General features: G+C 37.6%; 14 protein-coding genes. 4 read left to right on the forward strand and 10 right to left on the reverse strand.

Features of this window, described 5'->3' with window-relative positions:
* Nucleotides 1–56: 56 nt before the first annotated feature.
* From N3I35_01405 to N3I35_01440, 8 genes are all read right to left on the reverse strand, one after another.
* Nucleotides 57–1,859: a DNA mismatch repair protein MutS gene (locus N3I35_01405; protein MCX8128738.1), complete on the reverse strand. Its 1,803-nt coding sequence runs from the start codon at nt 1,857–1,859 to the stop codon at nt 57–59.
* Nucleotides 1,860–2,204: 345 nt separating this feature from the next.
* Nucleotides 2,205–3,839: an alpha-glucan family phosphorylase gene (gene glgP / locus N3I35_01410; protein MCX8128739.1), complete on the reverse strand. Its 1,635-nt coding sequence runs from the start codon at nt 3,837–3,839 to the stop codon at nt 2,205–2,207.
* Between the two features lie 29 nt (nt 3,840–3,868).
* Complete coding sequence (locus N3I35_01415) at nt 3,869–5,893, reverse strand: alpha-amylase family glycosyl hydrolase (GenBank protein ID MCX8128740.1); 2,025 nt, start codon at nt 5,891–5,893, stop codon at nt 3,869–3,871.
* Nucleotides 5,894–5,957: 64 nt separating this feature from the next.
* Nucleotides 5,958–7,499 carry an alpha-amylase family glycosyl hydrolase gene (locus N3I35_01420; protein ID MCX8128741.1) on the reverse strand — a complete coding sequence of 514 codons (1,542 nt, stop codon included), beginning with the start codon at nt 7,497–7,499 and terminating at the stop codon, nt 5,958–5,960.
* 19 nt (nt 7,500–7,518) lie between these two features.
* Nucleotides 7,519–8,370, reverse strand: coding sequence for an ABC transporter permease subunit (locus N3I35_01425; protein MCX8128742.1), 852 nt, complete (start codon nt 8,368–8,370; stop codon nt 7,519–7,521).
* The gene (locus N3I35_01430; GenBank protein MCX8128743.1) at nt 8,370–9,248 is read right to left on the reverse strand and encodes a sugar ABC transporter permease; all 879 of its coding nucleotides are present in this window, start codon (nt 9,246–9,248) and stop codon (nt 8,370–8,372) included. The genes N3I35_01425 and N3I35_01430 overlap by 1 nt, the downstream gene beginning before the upstream one ends.
* A gap of 100 nt (nt 9,249–9,348) precedes the next feature.
* Nucleotides 9,349–10,677 (reverse strand): maltose ABC transporter substrate-binding protein, encoded by a 1,329-nt coding sequence (locus tag N3I35_01435; protein MCX8128744.1) that lies wholly within the window; start codon nt 10,675–10,677, stop codon nt 9,349–9,351.
* A gap of 111 nt (nt 10,678–10,788) precedes the next feature.
* On the reverse strand, nt 10,789–11,820 hold the full coding sequence (locus N3I35_01440; GenBank protein MCX8128745.1) for a LacI family transcriptional regulator: 1,032 nt from the start codon (nt 11,818–11,820) through the stop codon (nt 10,789–10,791).
* A 657-nt stretch (nt 11,821–12,477) separates the two neighbouring features.
* Here N3I35_01440 and N3I35_01445 point away from each other — a divergent pair.
* The 4 genes from N3I35_01445 to N3I35_01460 all read left to right on the forward strand — a co-directional run bounded on the left by N3I35_01445 (nt 12,478) and on the right by N3I35_01460 (nt 16,190).
* The gene (locus tag N3I35_01445) at nt 12,478–13,461 is read left to right on the forward strand and encodes a hypothetical protein (protein MCX8128746.1); all 984 of its coding nucleotides are present in this window, start codon (nt 12,478–12,480) and stop codon (nt 13,459–13,461) included.
* Between the two features lie 59 nt (nt 13,462–13,520).
* On the forward strand, nt 13,521–14,105 hold the full coding sequence (locus N3I35_01450; GenBank protein MCX8128747.1) for a hypothetical protein: 585 nt from the start codon (nt 13,521–13,523) through the stop codon (nt 14,103–14,105).
* 12 nt (nt 14,106–14,117) lie between these two features.
* Nucleotides 14,118–15,002: a hypothetical protein gene (locus N3I35_01455; GenBank protein ID MCX8128748.1), complete on the forward strand. Its 885-nt coding sequence runs from the start codon at nt 14,118–14,120 to the stop codon at nt 15,000–15,002.
* A gap of 216 nt (nt 15,003–15,218) precedes the next feature.
* Nucleotides 15,219–16,190, forward strand: a complete 972-nt coding sequence (locus N3I35_01460; protein ID MCX8128749.1) for a Na/Pi cotransporter family protein — start codon at nt 15,219–15,221, stop codon at nt 16,188–16,190.
* Here N3I35_01460 and rarD read toward each other — a convergent pair.
* Complete coding sequence (rarD, locus tag N3I35_01465; GenBank protein ID MCX8128750.1) at nt 16,182–17,111, reverse strand: EamA family transporter RarD; 930 nt, start codon at nt 17,109–17,111, stop codon at nt 16,182–16,184. The genes N3I35_01460 and rarD overlap by 9 nt on opposite strands.
* A 72-nt stretch (nt 17,112–17,183) precedes the next feature.
* Complete coding sequence (locus N3I35_01470) at nt 17,184–18,353, reverse strand: LL-diaminopimelate aminotransferase (GenBank protein ID MCX8128751.1); 1,170 nt, start codon at nt 18,351–18,353, stop codon at nt 17,184–17,186.
* Nucleotides 18,354–18,567 lie beyond the last annotated feature (214 nt).

Genomic DNA, 18,567 nt, shown 5'->3' on the forward strand with positions numbered 1-18,567 from the left:
GTAAATATTACATTATATGCATAAACTTACAGTAGGTTTACTTATGTATACTAAGTTTAATCAAAATCTATCCCCGCCATCTTCATCAGATAGATGGCATTCCTGGTTTTTGATATACCCTGATGGAGCTTAAAATCGAAAAATATTTCATTTCCCTTGTAATACTCTCTGAAATGATAGTTTTTTATTCTTTTATCCTCATCCTCAAGCTCGCCTAGCTCAAGATCATGTGTTGAAACAAGACCTATCGAAGCACTCTCAGACAGCTTTTTAACCAGTACCTTAGCTCCGGTATGCCTGTCTGCTGAATTAGTCCCTTTAAAAATCTCATCCAGAAGGAAAAAAATCCTCCTTCCCTCGCGCGCTGCCGTAACTATAGCCTTTATCCGGATTAATTCAGCATAAAAGGACGAAATACTCTTTTCCAGATTGTCACTAACACGCATGCATGTATGAATATCAAAAATTGAACACGAAAACTCTGCAGCACAAACGGGTGACCCTGCATATGCCAAAACCAGGTTAATGCCTGCCGTCCTAAGAAGCGTACTTTTCCCGGACATGTTCGAACCGGTAATCAATAGAACTTTTGCATCCTGATCAAAAACCAAATCATTACATATCCTTTTATTACCTAACAAAGGATGTCCCATATGCCTCGCTTTAAACAAAACCAGTGACTCTTCCAGTCTAGGCATTACCCAATCCGGATTGTCATACGCAAGTTGTGAGAGACTGGAAAGTGCCTCTATCTCCCCAATAACCTCAAGCCACCTTCTCAGGTAAACCCCTGACGCCTGTTTCCAATCCTCAAGTGAAATCTGGCATTGATAATCCCACAACGTAAAAATATCAAATACCATATAAAAAGCATTGTAGCGGTTTGAAATAGAGTCTACCAGCTTTGAAAGCCTGTATATCTGTTTTGAAGCCGTAAGGCCGTTTTCATTAATAAGCTTTTCTTTTAAATCGACCAGGTATACGGATGAAAACTGTTTGCTTTCAACCAATTTAAACAGCCTGTCATAAACCTTTATACTATCCCTGTACCTGCTTACAGCCTCCAGTTCCTTACCTCTATCCTTGGAATTTATCTTTAGCACTACCAGCTGTACTGCCAAAAGAATCAAAGGTATATAAAAAGAAAGTATGCCGGTAACCAATGAAATTGAAAACAGTATAAATGTAAAAGCAGGAAATAACTTAAATGCAACCTTCACCCAGGTCTTACGGTAAAAAAGGTTTTCTTTTTCTGCCCAATCAAATAAAAACTGTGGGTCCAATGCTTCACTAGATATACTCATTCCTTCAGCTGTAAACCGCTGCCTCCAACTCAGCTTTTGAGAAAGCTCTTCTATCGCCTGCTGCCTCTTTTCAATTTGACTAGCCTGTTTTTCAGGTTTGACAAGAGTATTTTTCAGTATTGTCCTGCCTGAAAATGTCTGAGTTACATTAATCATTTGAAACAATGAGCCCTTTCCGAATAAATCCAGGTCAAAAGAATACTCATGCTCCTTATCGGAGTACTCTTCTCCCGTATCTTCAAACTCTTTCCATTCACCAATCAGTCTTTTTAGCGAGTTTTCATTTATTTTGACAATAGAAGTCGTACAGCTTCTATTATTTATCAATCTGATGTGGTTCCATACTATATAAATGAATGCGCATATAGCTGACAAAGCTGAGGCAATACTCAGAATACGCAATCCTATATAATAAACTACCAGCGTAACCAATATGCCGGCAATAAAAATCAAAAGCCTGACATTACTAATGGTATTTACCAGTCTGTTTTGTTTCCTGTTAAGCTTTTTATATCGTTCTATCCTCTTTTTATAGAATACTTCCGGCTTCTTCATACTATAGGTCCTTTCCGATTATTAGTAAGGCAGTTACTGCGTTACTTTAGAAAAAGGAAAATATGCCTGCAGGACATTATTTTCATAAGGCAACACAGTAAAACCGGTAAACTTCAACTCTTGTCTATTCTATCACTTAACTATATTTCCAACAACTTCAATAATATTATTGTCTGAACAGCTTAATATCTGAGATTTGCCTAAGCTGGTTCAGAAACTCAGAGTTTGTAAACTTAGTGATTTATTAATATAATGTTCTCTGCACTTTAAACAGGTAATAAAAATGGTATGCAATTTATTTTATAAATTGCATACCATTCTTTAGTATCTCTTGGTTTAAATCAATTAGTCAACCATATACATCTTGTAGTAATAATCTTCCACCATTCTGGCAGCTGAGAATTCCCACTGAGACATTTTTATACTGGCCATCATCATTTCCAGCCACTTTTTATTATCATTGTAGAAGGTTGGTATTACTTCGTTTAAGAGAACTTTATATAATGACTCGGAATCTACCTTGTCACAATCATCGCCTTCATAGCCGTCTCCAATCTGCCATCCGGTTACTCCATGAACACACCCTTCTGGCCACCAGCCATCAAGTACGCTCAGATTAAGAACTCCGTTCATAGCAGCCTTCATACCGGATGTACCACTTGCTTCCATAGGTCTGATAGGGTTGTTAAGCCATACATCGCAGCCTCTTGTGAGAAGCTTTCCAATTTTCATATCGTAGTTCTGTATGAAAACTACACTTTCAGGGTACAGTTTTGACATTTCATAAAGATTCGATATTATCTTCTTACCTGTCATGTCATTTGGATGAGCTTTTCCTGAGAAAATTATCTGAAGCTTTCCATTTTTAAGTAAGGGCTCAATGATATCCTTTTTCCTGAATATCAAATCACTTCTCTTATATGGAGCAGCTCTTCTTGCGAAACCGATTGTAAGTACGTTTTCCTTAAGCTTGATTCCATTTCTCTTATATATTTCTTCTATCATTTCCCTCTTACCTGCAAGGTGAGCATCCCACAGGCCATTTCCGCCATCATTGTAAGCTTTTACAACTCTGCTGTCCTGCCATGTTCCATTATGAACACCGTTAGTTATAGCTATGATTTCTGATGAACCGGTTACATCCTTCCACATCTTTCTTGCAGTTTCACCATGCAGCTGTGCCACTGCATTTGCTTTTCTTGAAAGCCTTAAGCCTGCAACAGTCATACTGAACGGATCTCCACCAAGTCTCAACATCTGACCGTGTGTAAGGCCATTATAAGCGCCCATGTACTTAAGAAGCTCGTGATCATGTGTTTCATTTCCAGCCACAACAGGTGTATGAGTAGTGAATATTATCTTGCTTCTGGTATCTTCCCATGCCTCTTCAAAACTCATCCCGTCTACATCCATCTTCTGTCTTATCAATTCAATACCAGCAAGCACTGGATGGCTGTCATTAAAATGATATAATTCAATATCAAGACCTAATGCTTGTAAAGCCCTTAGTCCCCCTATACTGAGCAGCATCTCCTGTGCAATTCTCTCTTCAGAGAACCAGCCATATAACTGGCCTGTCAGTAACATATCATTGTTATCCGGTACAAATGTATCCAGCAGATAGAGCGGTACATTATCATACTTGGTACATTTCCATACCTTTGCACTCACTTGTCTTCCACGGATTTTTACCTTAACAACTACACCTGTGTCTTCAAGGAAGTCATATCTGTATTCCGGATAGCTATCAAATGGTTTCCCATCTTCACCTATAAGCTGCTGCGTATAGCCCTGTCTCCACAGTATTCCTACCCCTACCATAGGGAATTCACAATCCTTGGCTGCCTTCATTATGTCTCCGGCTAATATACCAAGTCCTCCTGAATAAATCTTGAAATCCTCATGTAAACCGTACTCCATACAGAAATACGCTACTTTAGGCATCTTTTCGCGATTTTTTTCATTAATTTTAACCACCATTTTACCTCCATTCATAATCTCATCTGTTTTTATTCTAAACAGCCTATAATGATTTCTCCCGGCTGAAGCATTCCCTTCTTACCGTTTTCAAACTCAATATCACACAGACTGCCGTTTTGATATATTATTTTTATGTCCTTCTGCCTTGTTTTTAGTCCTTCAGGGATAAGTGATTTTAAATCTATCCTTGCCCTTGATTCCATACTTCTGTTAGCAACGAAGAACACATACTTGCTGCATTTACTATCATAATAACTAATGAAAGTTATTTTTTTGTTTTTTGTTACTTCATCTCCGCCAATGAACAAATCTTTTCTAGAGATCAAATCTGTGAATCTCTTTCTCAAATCTGCCGCTATGATCAGGAGGTTCTGCATCCATTCCAATTCACTGTTTTTCCAATGTATATAATAGTTATCAAAAAATGCAAGTTTTCCATACATCGGGTCATCTTTTTCCAATACAAACCTACCAGCTTCCGTATTATCCAATCCTAAATTCATCGGCTGCACTTCTACCGCTTCAAATCCATTATTGATAAAAGGAACTGCATTAGGTATAAAACAGTTTAAGAATAAAAGAAGTTCAATCTTTTTCTTATCCTTGTGAACGTGAGCCGCTCGCGGAGTATCCGGCGTTTCCATAGCAGCAGTAATAGGCAATGCCGATTTCATAAGAGTATTTTCAAATAACTTTTTATTGAAGCTCGGCTTCTCAATATCCTTATAAATTGACCAAATAAATCCGCTTATGAAATGGAAACCGTCATCCTTTGCTCCCTGTGCCTTTTCAGGTTCAAATACTTCAGACCATAGAATAAACTGTTTGTTTATTGACTTCGTCCTTTCTACGATATCCCTGTTCAGCTCGGGGGGAAGCGCATGCCCCATATCTATCCTTGCGCCATCTATTCCGTAATTTTCCTGGTAATATGGTATTACATCAGAAACATATTTCCACAAAACTTCATTTTTTATGCTTCCACGATACAGGTTCAAGCAGACTCCATCCTGTAATATATATGGAGGCTGATCTTTTTCAACAAATTTCGCAGCCTTCTCATGGTTATCAAAGTAAAATTTGAGGAAGGTAGCATCAGTCCATGGAGGCTGGGGATCATTTAATACGTTGGAAAATCCCGGTATAGTAGTAATTCCATACTCTTTCTCAATCAGATCCAGAATATTCAATCCCTGCTCGGCTGCCTGCTTCTTTATGCTCTCCCACTTATCAGGATTCAGCTGATTAGGAGGAAGTGTGAACCATTTAAGATATTCAGCCATATCCTTTGATCTGTATAATCTTGAAAGATTCTTATCATTAAGATGTAAAGATTTTTTATCTATATCTATTGATGGTGTCATAAAACTGTCATTGTACTTTAAATCAATCCAATAGAACCAATCCGGATTGTTTTCTATCAATTCATTATCTCTGGATACAGTTCTGAAAACAAAATCAACCATCACTTTTATTCCGAGAATATGACAAGCTTCTACAAATGCTTTAAATTCCGTCTCAATCATTTCTACCGAAAAATCCCCTAAAAGAGGATCGTGCATGTTGGGGTCGAGCCTGTAAATGTTTTTTATTGCATATGGGCCTCCTATTTCACCTTTTTTGTATTTATTGCTATACTCAAAAATGGGCAGGAGGTATATAATATCTACGTTCATTTTCTTCAAATAAGGTAATCTGCATATTGCCTTTAAAAATGTACCCGAGCAAATGCTCCCCTGTTCGTAATGCTCCCATGCTGTAAACATTCTCGGAAGCATACTATAAATCGTATTCTTTGCCAAATCCAGTTCCTGATCATCTTCTTTACATGCCGCTGCTAAAGTGTAACTTTCACCTTTTTCAGGTATGATGTATTTTTCTATGCAAAAAGCTATAAAACTGTATGGATTGATACAAACCTCACCATTTCGTTTTTCATCTGTGGAGTATTTGTCATATCCGGTAAAGTTCCATGCTTCAGGTATAAAAAACTGTCCTGAAAATGTCTTTTCTTTTTTCTTCAAAATGTCCAGTACACTAAATAAATTCTTCATACACCACTTCAGGGAGGGTTTGGGAAATATGTATCAGCTATTTCCCCTCCCTTTACTCACCTCATCAATTTTTAGTTTTTTTTCTTGCTCTAACAATAAGAATTGCAACTATAACCGCGACAACTATAACAACAGCTGCACACACAACTATAATTGTAATATTTGCCATATTTGTTTCTTTAACCTGAAAAACTTTTACACCCCTTGGAGCTACACTTAATTCAAATTTTCCTTTTTTGAATTTTGTCTCAGCCGGTTCAAGAAGGCTAGTCAGAAGACCGCTTTTACTGCCGATTTTATCATCAAATTGCATCTCTGTAGTCTTTTCTTTATCCGAAATGTTAAATGCAACTATTACTGTATTATCTTCAAAGCTTCTTCTATAACATATAAAATCATCTTCTAGCTTGATTATCTTGATATCACCATGAGTCAAGGCTTTATTGGCTTTTCTGACGGAAGCCAGTTTTTTCACATAATCCGTTACAGCTGATTTGGCATTCCAGTCCATATCCCTTCTGTTGTCCGGATCTGCTCCACCGTCTAAAGCTATCTCAGTACCATAGTACATAACAGGTATACCGGTATATGTCATTGTAAATGCTATTGCCTGTTTAAGCCTCTCTTCAGTAAAATCAGTTATCTGACTTATAAACCTAGGTACATCATGGTTGTCAATAAATGTTCCCATCAGGTACTTATTGGGATAGGCATTAGCTTGTTCAATACCTTCAGCCAATCTGCCTGCCGGTTGGTTATTCCCAAATACATCTCCGATAACATAGTGCATTGGAAAATCAACCAGTCCATCCATACCTGTCTTCTGGTATCCGGCAACATAGTTCCAGTTTCCGTCAAATACTTCGCCTATGAAATAAAAATCCGGATAGTCCTTCTTTATCTCATTTACAAATTCAGTCCAGAAGCTTTTTGGTACGTGACGTACGGTATCAAGTCTGTATCCATCTATTCCGGTTTCCTTGATCCACCATTTTGCCATGTCTATAAGATATTTCTTAACTTCGGGATTGTCCTGATTAAAATCTGGAAGTGATGACAACTTGCCTTTTTCAACCTCTTCCTGATTGCTATAGTCAGAAATATTTCCCCAGTCATTGAACCAGCTTTCATACTTGGGATCATCATTCCATGGATGCATCAATCCTGTATGGTTTACAACTATATCAACAATAACCTTTATACCCTTTTCATGCGCTTTTTGAACCAATTCCTTAAGCTTTTCCAAACTTCCGAAGTGTTCATTCGTCTTATAGAAATCAGTAGCCCAATAGCCATGATATCCCGCTACCTGGTTTTCTACAACAGGAGATATCCATATTGATGTAAAACCCAGATCCTTAATATAATCGAGTTTATCGATTATCCCCTGAAAGTCTCCACCGTGGTAACCACTTAGACTGTCCGGCTTAATATCCTGGTCGTTGCTGTTATCACCATTGTAAAACCTGTCAGTCATTAAAAAATATATAAGGTCTTCCTGACCTATCTTTGTTGATTTACCTTCGGCAAGTGCTACACCAGGCATCGACAGTGTGAATATTACTGCCGCTAAAATTATCTTTACAAAAATGCCTCTGTTCTTCATTTCTACCCCCTACCGATTATTACTCTTTTACACCACCAAGTGTCAAACCGTTTATCATAACCTTGGACATCGCCGAGAAAATGATAATTACCGGTATAGCTGTCACAACACACGCCGCACTGAATATACCCCAGTCAGAGCTGAGAGCACCAGTCATGGTAAAGAGTCCTACAGGGAGAGTATGCATTGTTTCGTTTGTAAATACGATGTTTGCCACAACAAACTCATTCCATGCAGCCATAAATGAATTCAGTAAAACCACACCTACAGCAGGTAAAGCCAGTGGTACCATTATACGTCCCAGTATCTGTACAATATTTGCACCATCTATATAAGCACTTTCTTCAATCGATTTTGAAATTGTATCGAAATACCCTTTTAAAACCCAAACGCTAAAAGGTACGGAAGTAGCAATATAGGGGATAATACCACCTGCATATGTGTCTATAAGACCAAAGTTCTTTAAAAGTACATAAGTAGGTAAAAGTGTCATAGGTGCAGGGAAAATCTGTGTTAACAGCATACTAACAAGACCTGCACTTCTACCCTTGAATTTGAATCTTGAAAAACCGTAAGCTGCGCTTATTGAAAAAATTACACCTACCACAGATGCTACAAGTGATATAAACAAGCTGTTCTTTAGCCATGTTGTATACGGTCTGTCTATGAGAGCCCTGTAATAATTGTCAATTGTCGCATTTTCCGGTATAAGACTCAGGTCAGTTGAAAAAAGCGCACTTCCTGGTCTCAGTGATATTTTCACAACATCAAGAAGAGGATATAAGCATACAAGTACAGCTAGAGTCAGCATGATGTATATGAAAATGATTTTTCCATGTGAATCTCTTTTTTCAAACCTTTCACTCTTCATTATTCATATACCCCCTCTCCGCCTTTCATAGCTTTGATAATTGTTGATGAGAATATCAGGAGCAATACGAATATTATTACTGAGAATGCAGCCGCTTTACCGTAGTTAAAGAACGTGAACGCATCCTTATATACTCTTGAAACAAGAATCTGAGTGTCATTGTCACCATTTCTTGCTGTCATCATGTAAATAACGCTTACCATGTTGAAGGTCCAGACAGTTGAAAGTACTATTGCAGGCGTCAACACAGGCTTTATGAGAGGTATAGTTATTTTTAAATGCTTTGTCCAGCTCTTTACTCCATCCAGCTGACCAACCTCATAAAGCTCATGAGGTACACTCTGCATAGCGCCAAGAGTGATGATCATCATGAAAGGTACACCAAGCCATACATTAACGATTATACATGCAGTAAATATCCAGAACGGATCTCCAAGCCAGGAGATACCGGTAATTCCCATGTTATTCAAAACTATGTCAATGGTTCCGTACTGCTGTTGAAACATATTTCTCCAGGTAAGTACTGCAATATACTGCGGTACTGCCCATGGAAGCATCATAATTACTCTGAATATATTTTTTGATGGCAATTTTCTGTTATAAAATAAAGCAAATATAAAGCCGAGTGTAACCGTTAAAATAATATTTATTATAGTCCAGACAATAGTCCTGATTGTAGTGGTATACAGTTCAGTATCCTTGAATATATCCTTGTAGTTATCTATTCCGATAAATTCGGGATTTAAAAAAGTATAAAGATTCATGTTTGTAAATGATAACCTTATACCATAATACAGAGGATATGCAACCATGAATATCAGGACCAGGATTGCAGGAGCAATCAAAATATACGGGGTTATCTTACTTCTTCCTAGCACCTATTTACTCCTCCTTCCTATTAAGTATTGAGGGGAATAAATCTCTTTATTCCCCTCAATAAACTACAGCTTTAATAGATTTATCATATTATTTTATTAATTACTTTTTACCAAGCTGGTTCTTAGCTATCTTCTCTGCTTCAGCCTGGAATACTGCAGGTGCTTCTTCAGGTGTAAGTTTTCCACTCATAACAAGTGCAAACTTAGCTTTCAAAGCATCCCATACAGCTCTCATTTCAGGAGCGTTAGGCATTGGAGTAGCAAATTTCAACTGTTCCGATAATCCCTGTACGTCTGGATCGTTCTTAACGTATGGATCTTCAAGTGCTTGGAGGTTTGTAGGAATTTCTGCAACCATCTTAGCCATAGCGAGCTGTGATTCTGGTGAATTTAACCATTCAACAAACTTCTTAACAGCAGCAGCTCTTGCATCATCTTTAGCAACTTTAGGATTCAAGATGACAACCTTCGCACCACTGTAAGGAGCAGGCATTCCGCCACCGTTAAGTGTTGGGATAGGAGCAAGACCATATTCGATCTTTGAATCTTTCAACTGTTTGAAGAGCCATGGTCCACAAATTGTAAACGCTGCTTTACCTTCTTTGAAGAGAGCGTTAGCTACGTCTGAGTTTGCTTCCTTAGGAGTAATCTTATGAGTGTACTTGAAGTCATATACGAGTTGTGCCATCTTTTTCATAGCGTCAGTATTAAGTGTGATGTTGTTATCATCATCTAATACCTTACCGCCGAATCCACCAAGGTAACCCATTATAAAGTATGGTTCTACCATGTCATAAACCAAACCGTACTGTTTAGGTGCATTTGTAAGTTCTTTTGCTTTTGCTATAAGCTCATCCATTGTCTTTGGAGCTTCTGCTACAAGCTTTTTGTTGTAGATAAGCATTACTGCATTACCTAATCTGTAAGGGATACCATAGATTTTATCTTTGAATTTATACTGATTTACTACATCCTGGTTTAACTGAGCATAGAATTCTGCAGGCATAAATGTGTCAAGTTCAAGAGCTGTACCAGCAGTTGCAAACAATCCTATACTGTCATGTGGTGCAAGAGTGATATCAGGTCCCTGTCCAGCAGCAACCTGTGTCTGCCAGTTGGTTCTAATATCATTGTCATTGTTGTGGATTCTCTTTACTTTGATGTTAGGATTTGCATCTGTAAACTTAACAAGAAATGCCTTCCACCAGTCTTCTTTGAAAACGTTAGGATCATCAAATTCTGAGAATGAAATCTCAATAGGTTTTGCATCTTCCACTTTCTTTGTTTCTTCAGCCTTTGTGCTTCCACTGTTGTCAGTAGTTGTAGGTGTTTCTGTCTTGTCACCACAACCTGCTGTACCTACTACGAGAGTGAAAACCATCATTACGGCCAACACAGCTGTCAATACCTTTTTTACTTGCTTTGACATTTAATTTTTCCCCCTTGTTATATATTTTTCTTTTATAAAAAGACTTTAAAGTCCTTTTACCTATGTTTTGTGCACATATTTGCACAGTTGGTAAATAATTCTCCTGATTCTCTATACTTTTCTGAGTGTCGACTGCCGAATCACCAGTTCTGCCGGTACTATAGCCCTGTTATAACTCTTATAGTCGCTATTAATACCCACTGTCAGCAGTTCAAATGCATTGGAACCCAAGCTGAAAGCATTTACCTCTACAGATGTCAAAGGTGGAATAAAATGATCGGAAAGCGGAGTATTGTTAAACCCAGCAACTGCTACATCCTCCGGAATTTTCAATCCGGATTCTGTCAGATACTTGATTGCTCCAAATGCAAGGAAATCATCACATGCAATAACCCCGGTTGGTCCTGTTTTTTTGTCCATCAGTTTCTTCATTTGTTCGTATCCTGTATCATCAATGAACTTACCTTCTATGGTAAGATCCTCATCGAAAGCAATATTGTGGTCCTCTAAAGCTTTTTTGTACCCCTTTAGACGGTCCAGAGTAACAACAACCCCTGAAGAAAATCCTATCAAAGCAATTCTTTTATGTCCCTGATCTATAAAATGTTTTGTTAAATTATATGCTATTGAATAATTGTTATTATCAACCCAGTTAACTGCCTGATCATTTGAAGGTCTGCCAACAACCACAAACGGAAATTCTTTCTTTGAAAGCTCAGTGATAGTGGGGTCATTCACCCTTGAGGCCAGAAGTATAATCCCCTCTGCTATCCCCCCATTTGCCAGATCGTTAACTATTTGTTTCTCTTCTTTAATACTTGTAGCACTGGATATCAGTATTTTATAGTCATTTTTATGTGCTACCGAGATTATTCCTCTTATTATCTCCGGAATAAAAGGATGTTGAAATGCTTTTTCTGTAGTACCCGGAACAACCAGACCGACTATCTTTGTAGATTTGTTTGCCAGCGAACGTGCTATCATGTTTGGATGATAATTCATATCCTTCATTATTTTCAATATCTTTTCGCGAGTGGCAATACTGATTCTGGGATTGTTTGCGATTACCCTTGATACAGTTGAAGGTGACACATTAGCAACCTTCGCTATATCATTAATTGTTACCCCCATACTACACCTCATCAGTTTAGTTTGTGCATCCGCTTGCACTACATTTATATAATAGCACCAACTTTATCCACCGTCAATAGTATTTTTAGAAACAGCAAGCAAATCGCTAAATAATACGCAAACAGCTGAAACCCGCACAGTTATTGAGTATTTTAACACCCCTACTGTGCCGGCAAAACTTTTTTCCGATAAAAATTTTCGAAATCTGTACCGAGTAGTTTGTGCCAACATTTGCACAATAATTTCAAAAAGGTTTCTATATAATTTACATACTATTATTATTTTCGTATCTTGAGGAAACTCCAAAACTTGTGAATAAGAATTCTGCTTGTAACAATTAAGCTTTTTGAGTGGATTAATTAACAAATACACTTATTAAAGAACAAGTTCTATATTTTTTTTATTTATAATAATCTATTCTATGAATTAGTAAAAATTCCTTCTTTTTTTACAATATTTTTATATTCTATATATATTCAAAGCTATTTTAGTATATACTTAATAATGATATAATAGTCATAGATTAAGGAAGAATATGTTATGGTTTTTAGTTACAAGGTAATAGATTAATACTGTGCGCCTACCCGCAAGTCATGTTTATTATTAGTCAATTACCGACAAATAAAATTTAGCAATCAACATAATCCATAGTTTGAGGGGGTTTATAAATTGAAGCAAAAGATTTTCGTTTTTTTGCTGGCAGTAGTATTCCTGTTTTCGCAGGTGACAGTAGTTGAAGCCAGAGGATCAAGAGGCCGGAGTTTCGGAGGCGGTTTCTCCAAAAGTTCAAGTGGATACTTCGGTTCATCAAAATCTAAGAGTTCCGGAGGCCTATTCTCAAAGAAATCAAGCGGCTCTTCAAAGAGCAGCAGCGGCTATACGGGCAGCAGTAAAAAGAATTCCAGCTCATCAGGAGATTCATCAAGAAGTACACCTGGTTCCTATTCTACTGGTAGTAATACCAAGAGTAAAAACTCGTTTTTCTCAGGATCAAAATCAAAAAAAAGCTCATACATGCAGGATACCTACAATAAACAAGCTTCAAGCTCCAAATTCAACTCATATAAGCAAAACTTGAATTCAGAGCAAAAGCGTGTATATGACAGTACAATGAATACAAACTACCGGGTTAAGGACAGGATGAGCTTTGAAGATGCGATGCAGTCCAGACCAACCAGAATAAATAACTTCAACAAAAGGCCGATCTTCATAAACGTGAACAGAGGTTATTTCGGCGGCCCGATGGGTTACGGCTCCGCATTTATCGGTCCGTGGGATATGTTTTTCCTGATGACTGCCTCCCACATGTTCTGGTATCATCACTGGAATGAAATCCGTCCATACAGGGATCATTTCAATCAAGCAGAGTTTGACAGGTTGGAAGCACGTGTAAAAGAGCTGGAAAGGGAAAACAACGGTATAAGAGATCCAAACTATATGGAACCGGGAATAGATCCGGATCTTCAATTTTCAAAAGAATACCAGCAAAAGCATCTTGACAACATATACTATACAAACAAGTATTCACAGCCTGCCACCAACCCTTTTGCTATTATTTTAGTTATACTGGTTATAGCAATAGTTTTGATAATTATACTTAAGAAGGTTTCCAGGCCAAAACCCAAAAAGACGTATCACAGCAGACTCTACTAAGTTCTGCCTGAAAGTTTAGCCCGGATATCTAATACACATATGCAATAAGGAGGCAGCCCATGTTTGATTCCAAAAACCAGATAATTTCAAAAATATTTAATCCTTTAAATATAAACAAGGATTCGAAAATAGAATTCAATATAGGGGATTTAAGAAATACAGGACTTTACAGTTTTGCATTAATAATTGAATTTGACGTGAATGGAAGAAAATATTCAAGATATGTGATCCATTCCCAAGTTGAAAATACGGAATATATATTTGAAGTATTTCCAGGCAATAACTCTCAGCTTGAAACGCACCTGTACAGTCTGGCAGATACCATTCCTTTCTCTGAAGAATTTCTTGAAGTAGTCGGTCAACTTTATCTTACTACTCCGGACGGTATTGAATATTCACGATGTGTCATGCCCGGCAACGAAGACAGAATTGAAGGTGTACGGGGAAGAGTCAGAGTTTATAACATAGAAACAGATGAAATAGAGAAAGAATACTGGGTAAAAATGTGGGATTATGAAAGAGAGGAAGATGGTCTTACCGAATACCTCAATATCGAAATGTCTGAAGAAACAGGATTATTCAAAATTTTTACAGGTGAAATACTTGAAGATATTTTTTATAAATTCTATCAAAACTCAAAATAGGAGGGTTAATTAATGGATTATTTAAAATTACTGGGGTACAATTTCTTGTTCAGTTTTACCATTATTACCGTGACATTTGTTCTGGGCTGGTTATTATATAACCACGTTGTTTTAAGAAAGATATGTCTTAAAGACTCTTTGTTTGAAAAAGATAATGTAGCTGCATGGGTAGAATTCATAGGTGCTTTTATATTCCCTACATTATACCTTTCAGCAAAAGCTATCGAAGACTCTGCAGATATCATCTGGTGGAAAGATCTATTAATCTGCATTGGGTACGGAATCGCATACATACTGATATTTACGGTATTAAGACTGTCCTCGAATCTTATAGTTAATTCACTCGGTCATAATGATGAACATGGAAAAGTCAATTTGAATAATGAAATATATCATCAGAAAAACATTTCTGCCGCCTTGTTTTCCGTATCTCTTTCAGTTATTTTCGTAAGTTTTGTAAGATTTCTTGACATCATGCCAGGGTATTTTACTACTTCAGTATTCAAAATGTTGAATGTATTGATATTTACCCTTGTCGCATTTATTGCCTACAGTCTTCTGCTAAGACGTAAAACGACACTATCGAAGGAAATCTTTATTGATAATAATCCTGCGGCAGGTATAAGCCTGACAGGCTTCATATTCGCAGTAGAAATAATGCTCACGAATGCTGTAGCTTTACAGGTAGAATTCGACTTGATAGAATTGGCAATCACATCTCTTATTTGGGTTGTATTGTTCGGATTTCTTTCTGTTATATTCAAATGGGGTTTTACAAAACTGATAAAGGTAGACATATGGAAAGAAGTTTATGAGCAGAACAGTATAGGAGCTGCTATAGGCCAATGCGCTCTCTATATAGGGATTGCAAACGTAATAATACATTTCATCAAATAATTATTCTGACATAATTAATTGATACAAGGCTGTTCGGAAGTTAAGCATTTGTAATACGCTTTCTCCCGGAACAGCCTTGTAAGCTTTTTATAAAGCTTTAATCAAACTTCAATCAATGGAAAACATCTCTTTTATCCACTGTATTAGAAAATCCTGTTCTATTTTATTTTCTTTCATCCTATTATGTTAGAAGCAGAATAATTACCGGAGTATTAAGTGAATTCTTTTTTAGTCATACTCTACAACTTCATAGCAGGCGTCATATGCTTGATTATTGGCGTAAATATGATGAGCAGCGGACTTGAAAAAGCAAACCCGGGCATAATAAAAAGAATACTGTCCAAGCTTACATCCACTGCTCCTCTGGCACTATTAACCGGAACTGCTGTCACTGCTTTATTACAGAGCAGTACTGCCGTCACTGTAATAACAGTAGGTTTTGTGAATTCTGGCATGATGAAGCTGTCACAGGCAATAGGCATAATATATGGAGCAAATATCGGAACTACAATAACAGCTCAACTCATGTCTTTCAATCTGACAAATTTTGCCCTTCCAATTTTTATATTTGGATTTTTAACGAAATTTTTTTCACCGAAAATTTCACTAAAAAGCATGGGTAATGCCTTGATGGGATTTGGATTGATGTTTATCGGTATCGGCATACTAAACTCCGGAGTTCCATACATAAAAGACAGCGAGTTTGCCTACAACCTTTTTAAGAATTTTGGCCAAAACCCTTTTATAGGACTCTTGATAGGTATGGTGGCAACAATGCTTGTACATAGCAGCAGTGCTACCGTAGGTCTGACAATAATACTGTTCAACTCCGGTCTGATAAGCTTTGAAGCTGCTATCGGGCTCACCCTGGGAGATAATATAGGAACATGTATAACAGCACAAATGGCAAGTTTCGGATCAAGTACAGCCGCACGCCGCACAGCATGGGCACATACCATATACAATATTATAGGGGTTTTGCTTGCAATAGCTCTATTCACACCATTCGCTGGTATGGTAAGATATATTACATCAACTCTTGGTCAGGATAGTACAAGGCTCATAGCTAATACTCATACAATCTTCAATATTTTAAGTGCAGCTGTCTTTCTACCTTTTACCGGCAGCTTTATAAAACTTATTGAAAAGCTTATCCCCGGACGAAAAGAAGGCAGCAGGTCATTCTGACTCTACCTCTTTCAGTTTATTGACAGTACTGAACCTCTTTTTGAAAAAATTAAGTTGTGAAAGTGAGAATACTAAAATTCCGGTCCAGATAAATCCGAAACCAACTATATGCGTTTTTGAGAAATGCTCTTTAAATATAGCTATCCCAAGTATGAGACTGATGCTGGGTGAAATATACTGCAGAAATCCTATAGTGGACAATTCTACCTTTTTGGCTCCCTTAGCAAAAAGCAAAAGAGGTGTGGCCGTTACAAGTCCTGAACAAGCCAGCAGAATATTGACCGTCAATGATGAATTCAGAAAAGCCGCTGATCCTTCAGTTTGTTTAGTTATCAAAAAAACAACTGCAGCCGGAGCCAGTATTGAGGTTTCCAGGAAAAGCCCCACAGCCGATTCCAGCCGCACCATCTTCTTAAAAAGCCCGTATAGAGCAAAACTGACAGACAGAGCTAAAGCAATCCATGGCAAACTTCCAAATTGGACAGTAATATATACGACTCCGCCTGCTGCAGATATTAAAGCTGTATACTGCCAAAAGCCGAATTTTTCTTTAAGAACAGTCATCCCAAACAAAATGGACATTAATGGATTTATATAGTAACCCATGCTTGATTCGACTATATGGTTGGAGTTTACAGCCCATATATATAAAAACCAGTTGATACCTATCATTAAAGAACAAATTGTTATGAAAAGCATACTTTTCCTGTCTTTAATTGCCTCTTTTACTTTTGCTGCCTTACTGCCGATTACAAGTATCATACCAACAAAAATAAAAGACCAGAATACGCGGTGAGCCAAGATTTCATAAGCAGGTACTTTATTGAGCAGCTTCCAGTAAAGTGGCAGCAGTCCCCACATGCCAAAAGCTGATGCGCCGCATAAAACTCCTGAAGCTCTATCCGATATATCTATTCTCATTATGCCTCTTCCTTTGCAATTATGTTAACCAAGTGATTATATCACTTTTTTTCAAGCGTATCAAATAAAAGTCTATTGCCGGGCCCACATTTCACCTATTCTTTCAAAAGCTTCTTTCAACCTTTTTTCACAAATGGTCAGAGAAATACGTATATAGCCCTCCCCGGAGCTGCCATAACCACTTCCCGGAGCTACAACAACACCTGTTTTTTCAAGCAGCATATCAGTAAACGATTTCGAACTATATCCTTCCGGTACCCTTATCCATAGGTAAAATGCTCCTTTAGGCACCTCAAATTCCAGCCCCAGCTTCTTAAGCTCCTGCATAGCCAGATCCCTTCTACTCCTATATATCCGGCACATTTCATTTATGAAGCCGTCACCCTTCTCAAGTGCCTCTATTCCGGCTATCTGAACGGCAGTAAACACACCTGAATCAATATTTTCCTTCATCTTCTTAAGTTTGGATATGACTTCTCTGTTTCCTACTGCATATCCAAGACGCCACCCGGTCATATTATAGGATTTTGAGAGTGAATGAAATTCTACAGTATTATTTTCCATTGCACCTCCGGCCTGTAGTATGCTTGGAGCTTTTATCCCATCATATGTAAATTCGGAATATGCATTATCATTACACACAACTATATCATTTTCTATTCCATAATTGACTACTCTCTGGTAAAAATCAAGATCAGCCACAGTCCCCGTCGGATTATTGGGGTAATTAACAAAAAGAATTTTACTCCTTCTTGCAACTTCTTTCGGGATTACCGACAGGTCAGGCAAAAAACCGTTTTCCTTCCGCAGCGGCATTTCATAAGGTACACCCCCTGTTAAAGCCGTAGCAAGTTTATACACAGGATACTGTGGATCTGGAACAAGTGTAAAGTCACAATCATTTACAAGCGCAAAGAATATATGCGCAATTCCTTCCTTGGAACCCAGCAATGCTACAACCTCAGTTTCAGGGTCTATATCAACATTAAATCTTCTCTTATAATAGCGGGCTACTGCTTCCCTGAATTCATCACACCCGCTATACTCGGGGTAAGCATGGTATCTTGAGTCTTTTATTGCTTCACTCATTTTATCAATGACAAAATCAGGAGTTGGCAGATCAGGATCTCCAATGCCCAGGTTGATTACATCAATTCCTTTTTCAAGAGCTCTTTTAATATTTGCCTCTATCTCAACAAAAAGATAGGGTGGTGCATTATCCAGTCTTCTTGCCTGTTTCATATAATCCCCCCTCTAACTACATGTAAAAAAGAACTCGCCTTAACACTTGAATCTTCTTTATACTAAATAATATATGCCTATTTTTACAATTTTCTTTGCTAAAGTTGTTTGTTTTATTGCAAAAGTTGTTATAAAACCCAGTTAGCTACCATAGCCTATAATATAACTCATATTGATACCACTTGTCTGCACTTTAACAATGATGAGGGAGGCC

The organism is Clostridia bacterium, assembly GCA_026414765.1.
In the GTDB taxonomy this organism is placed as follows: domain Bacteria; phylum Bacillota; class Clostridia; order Acetivibrionales; family DSM-27016; genus SKW86.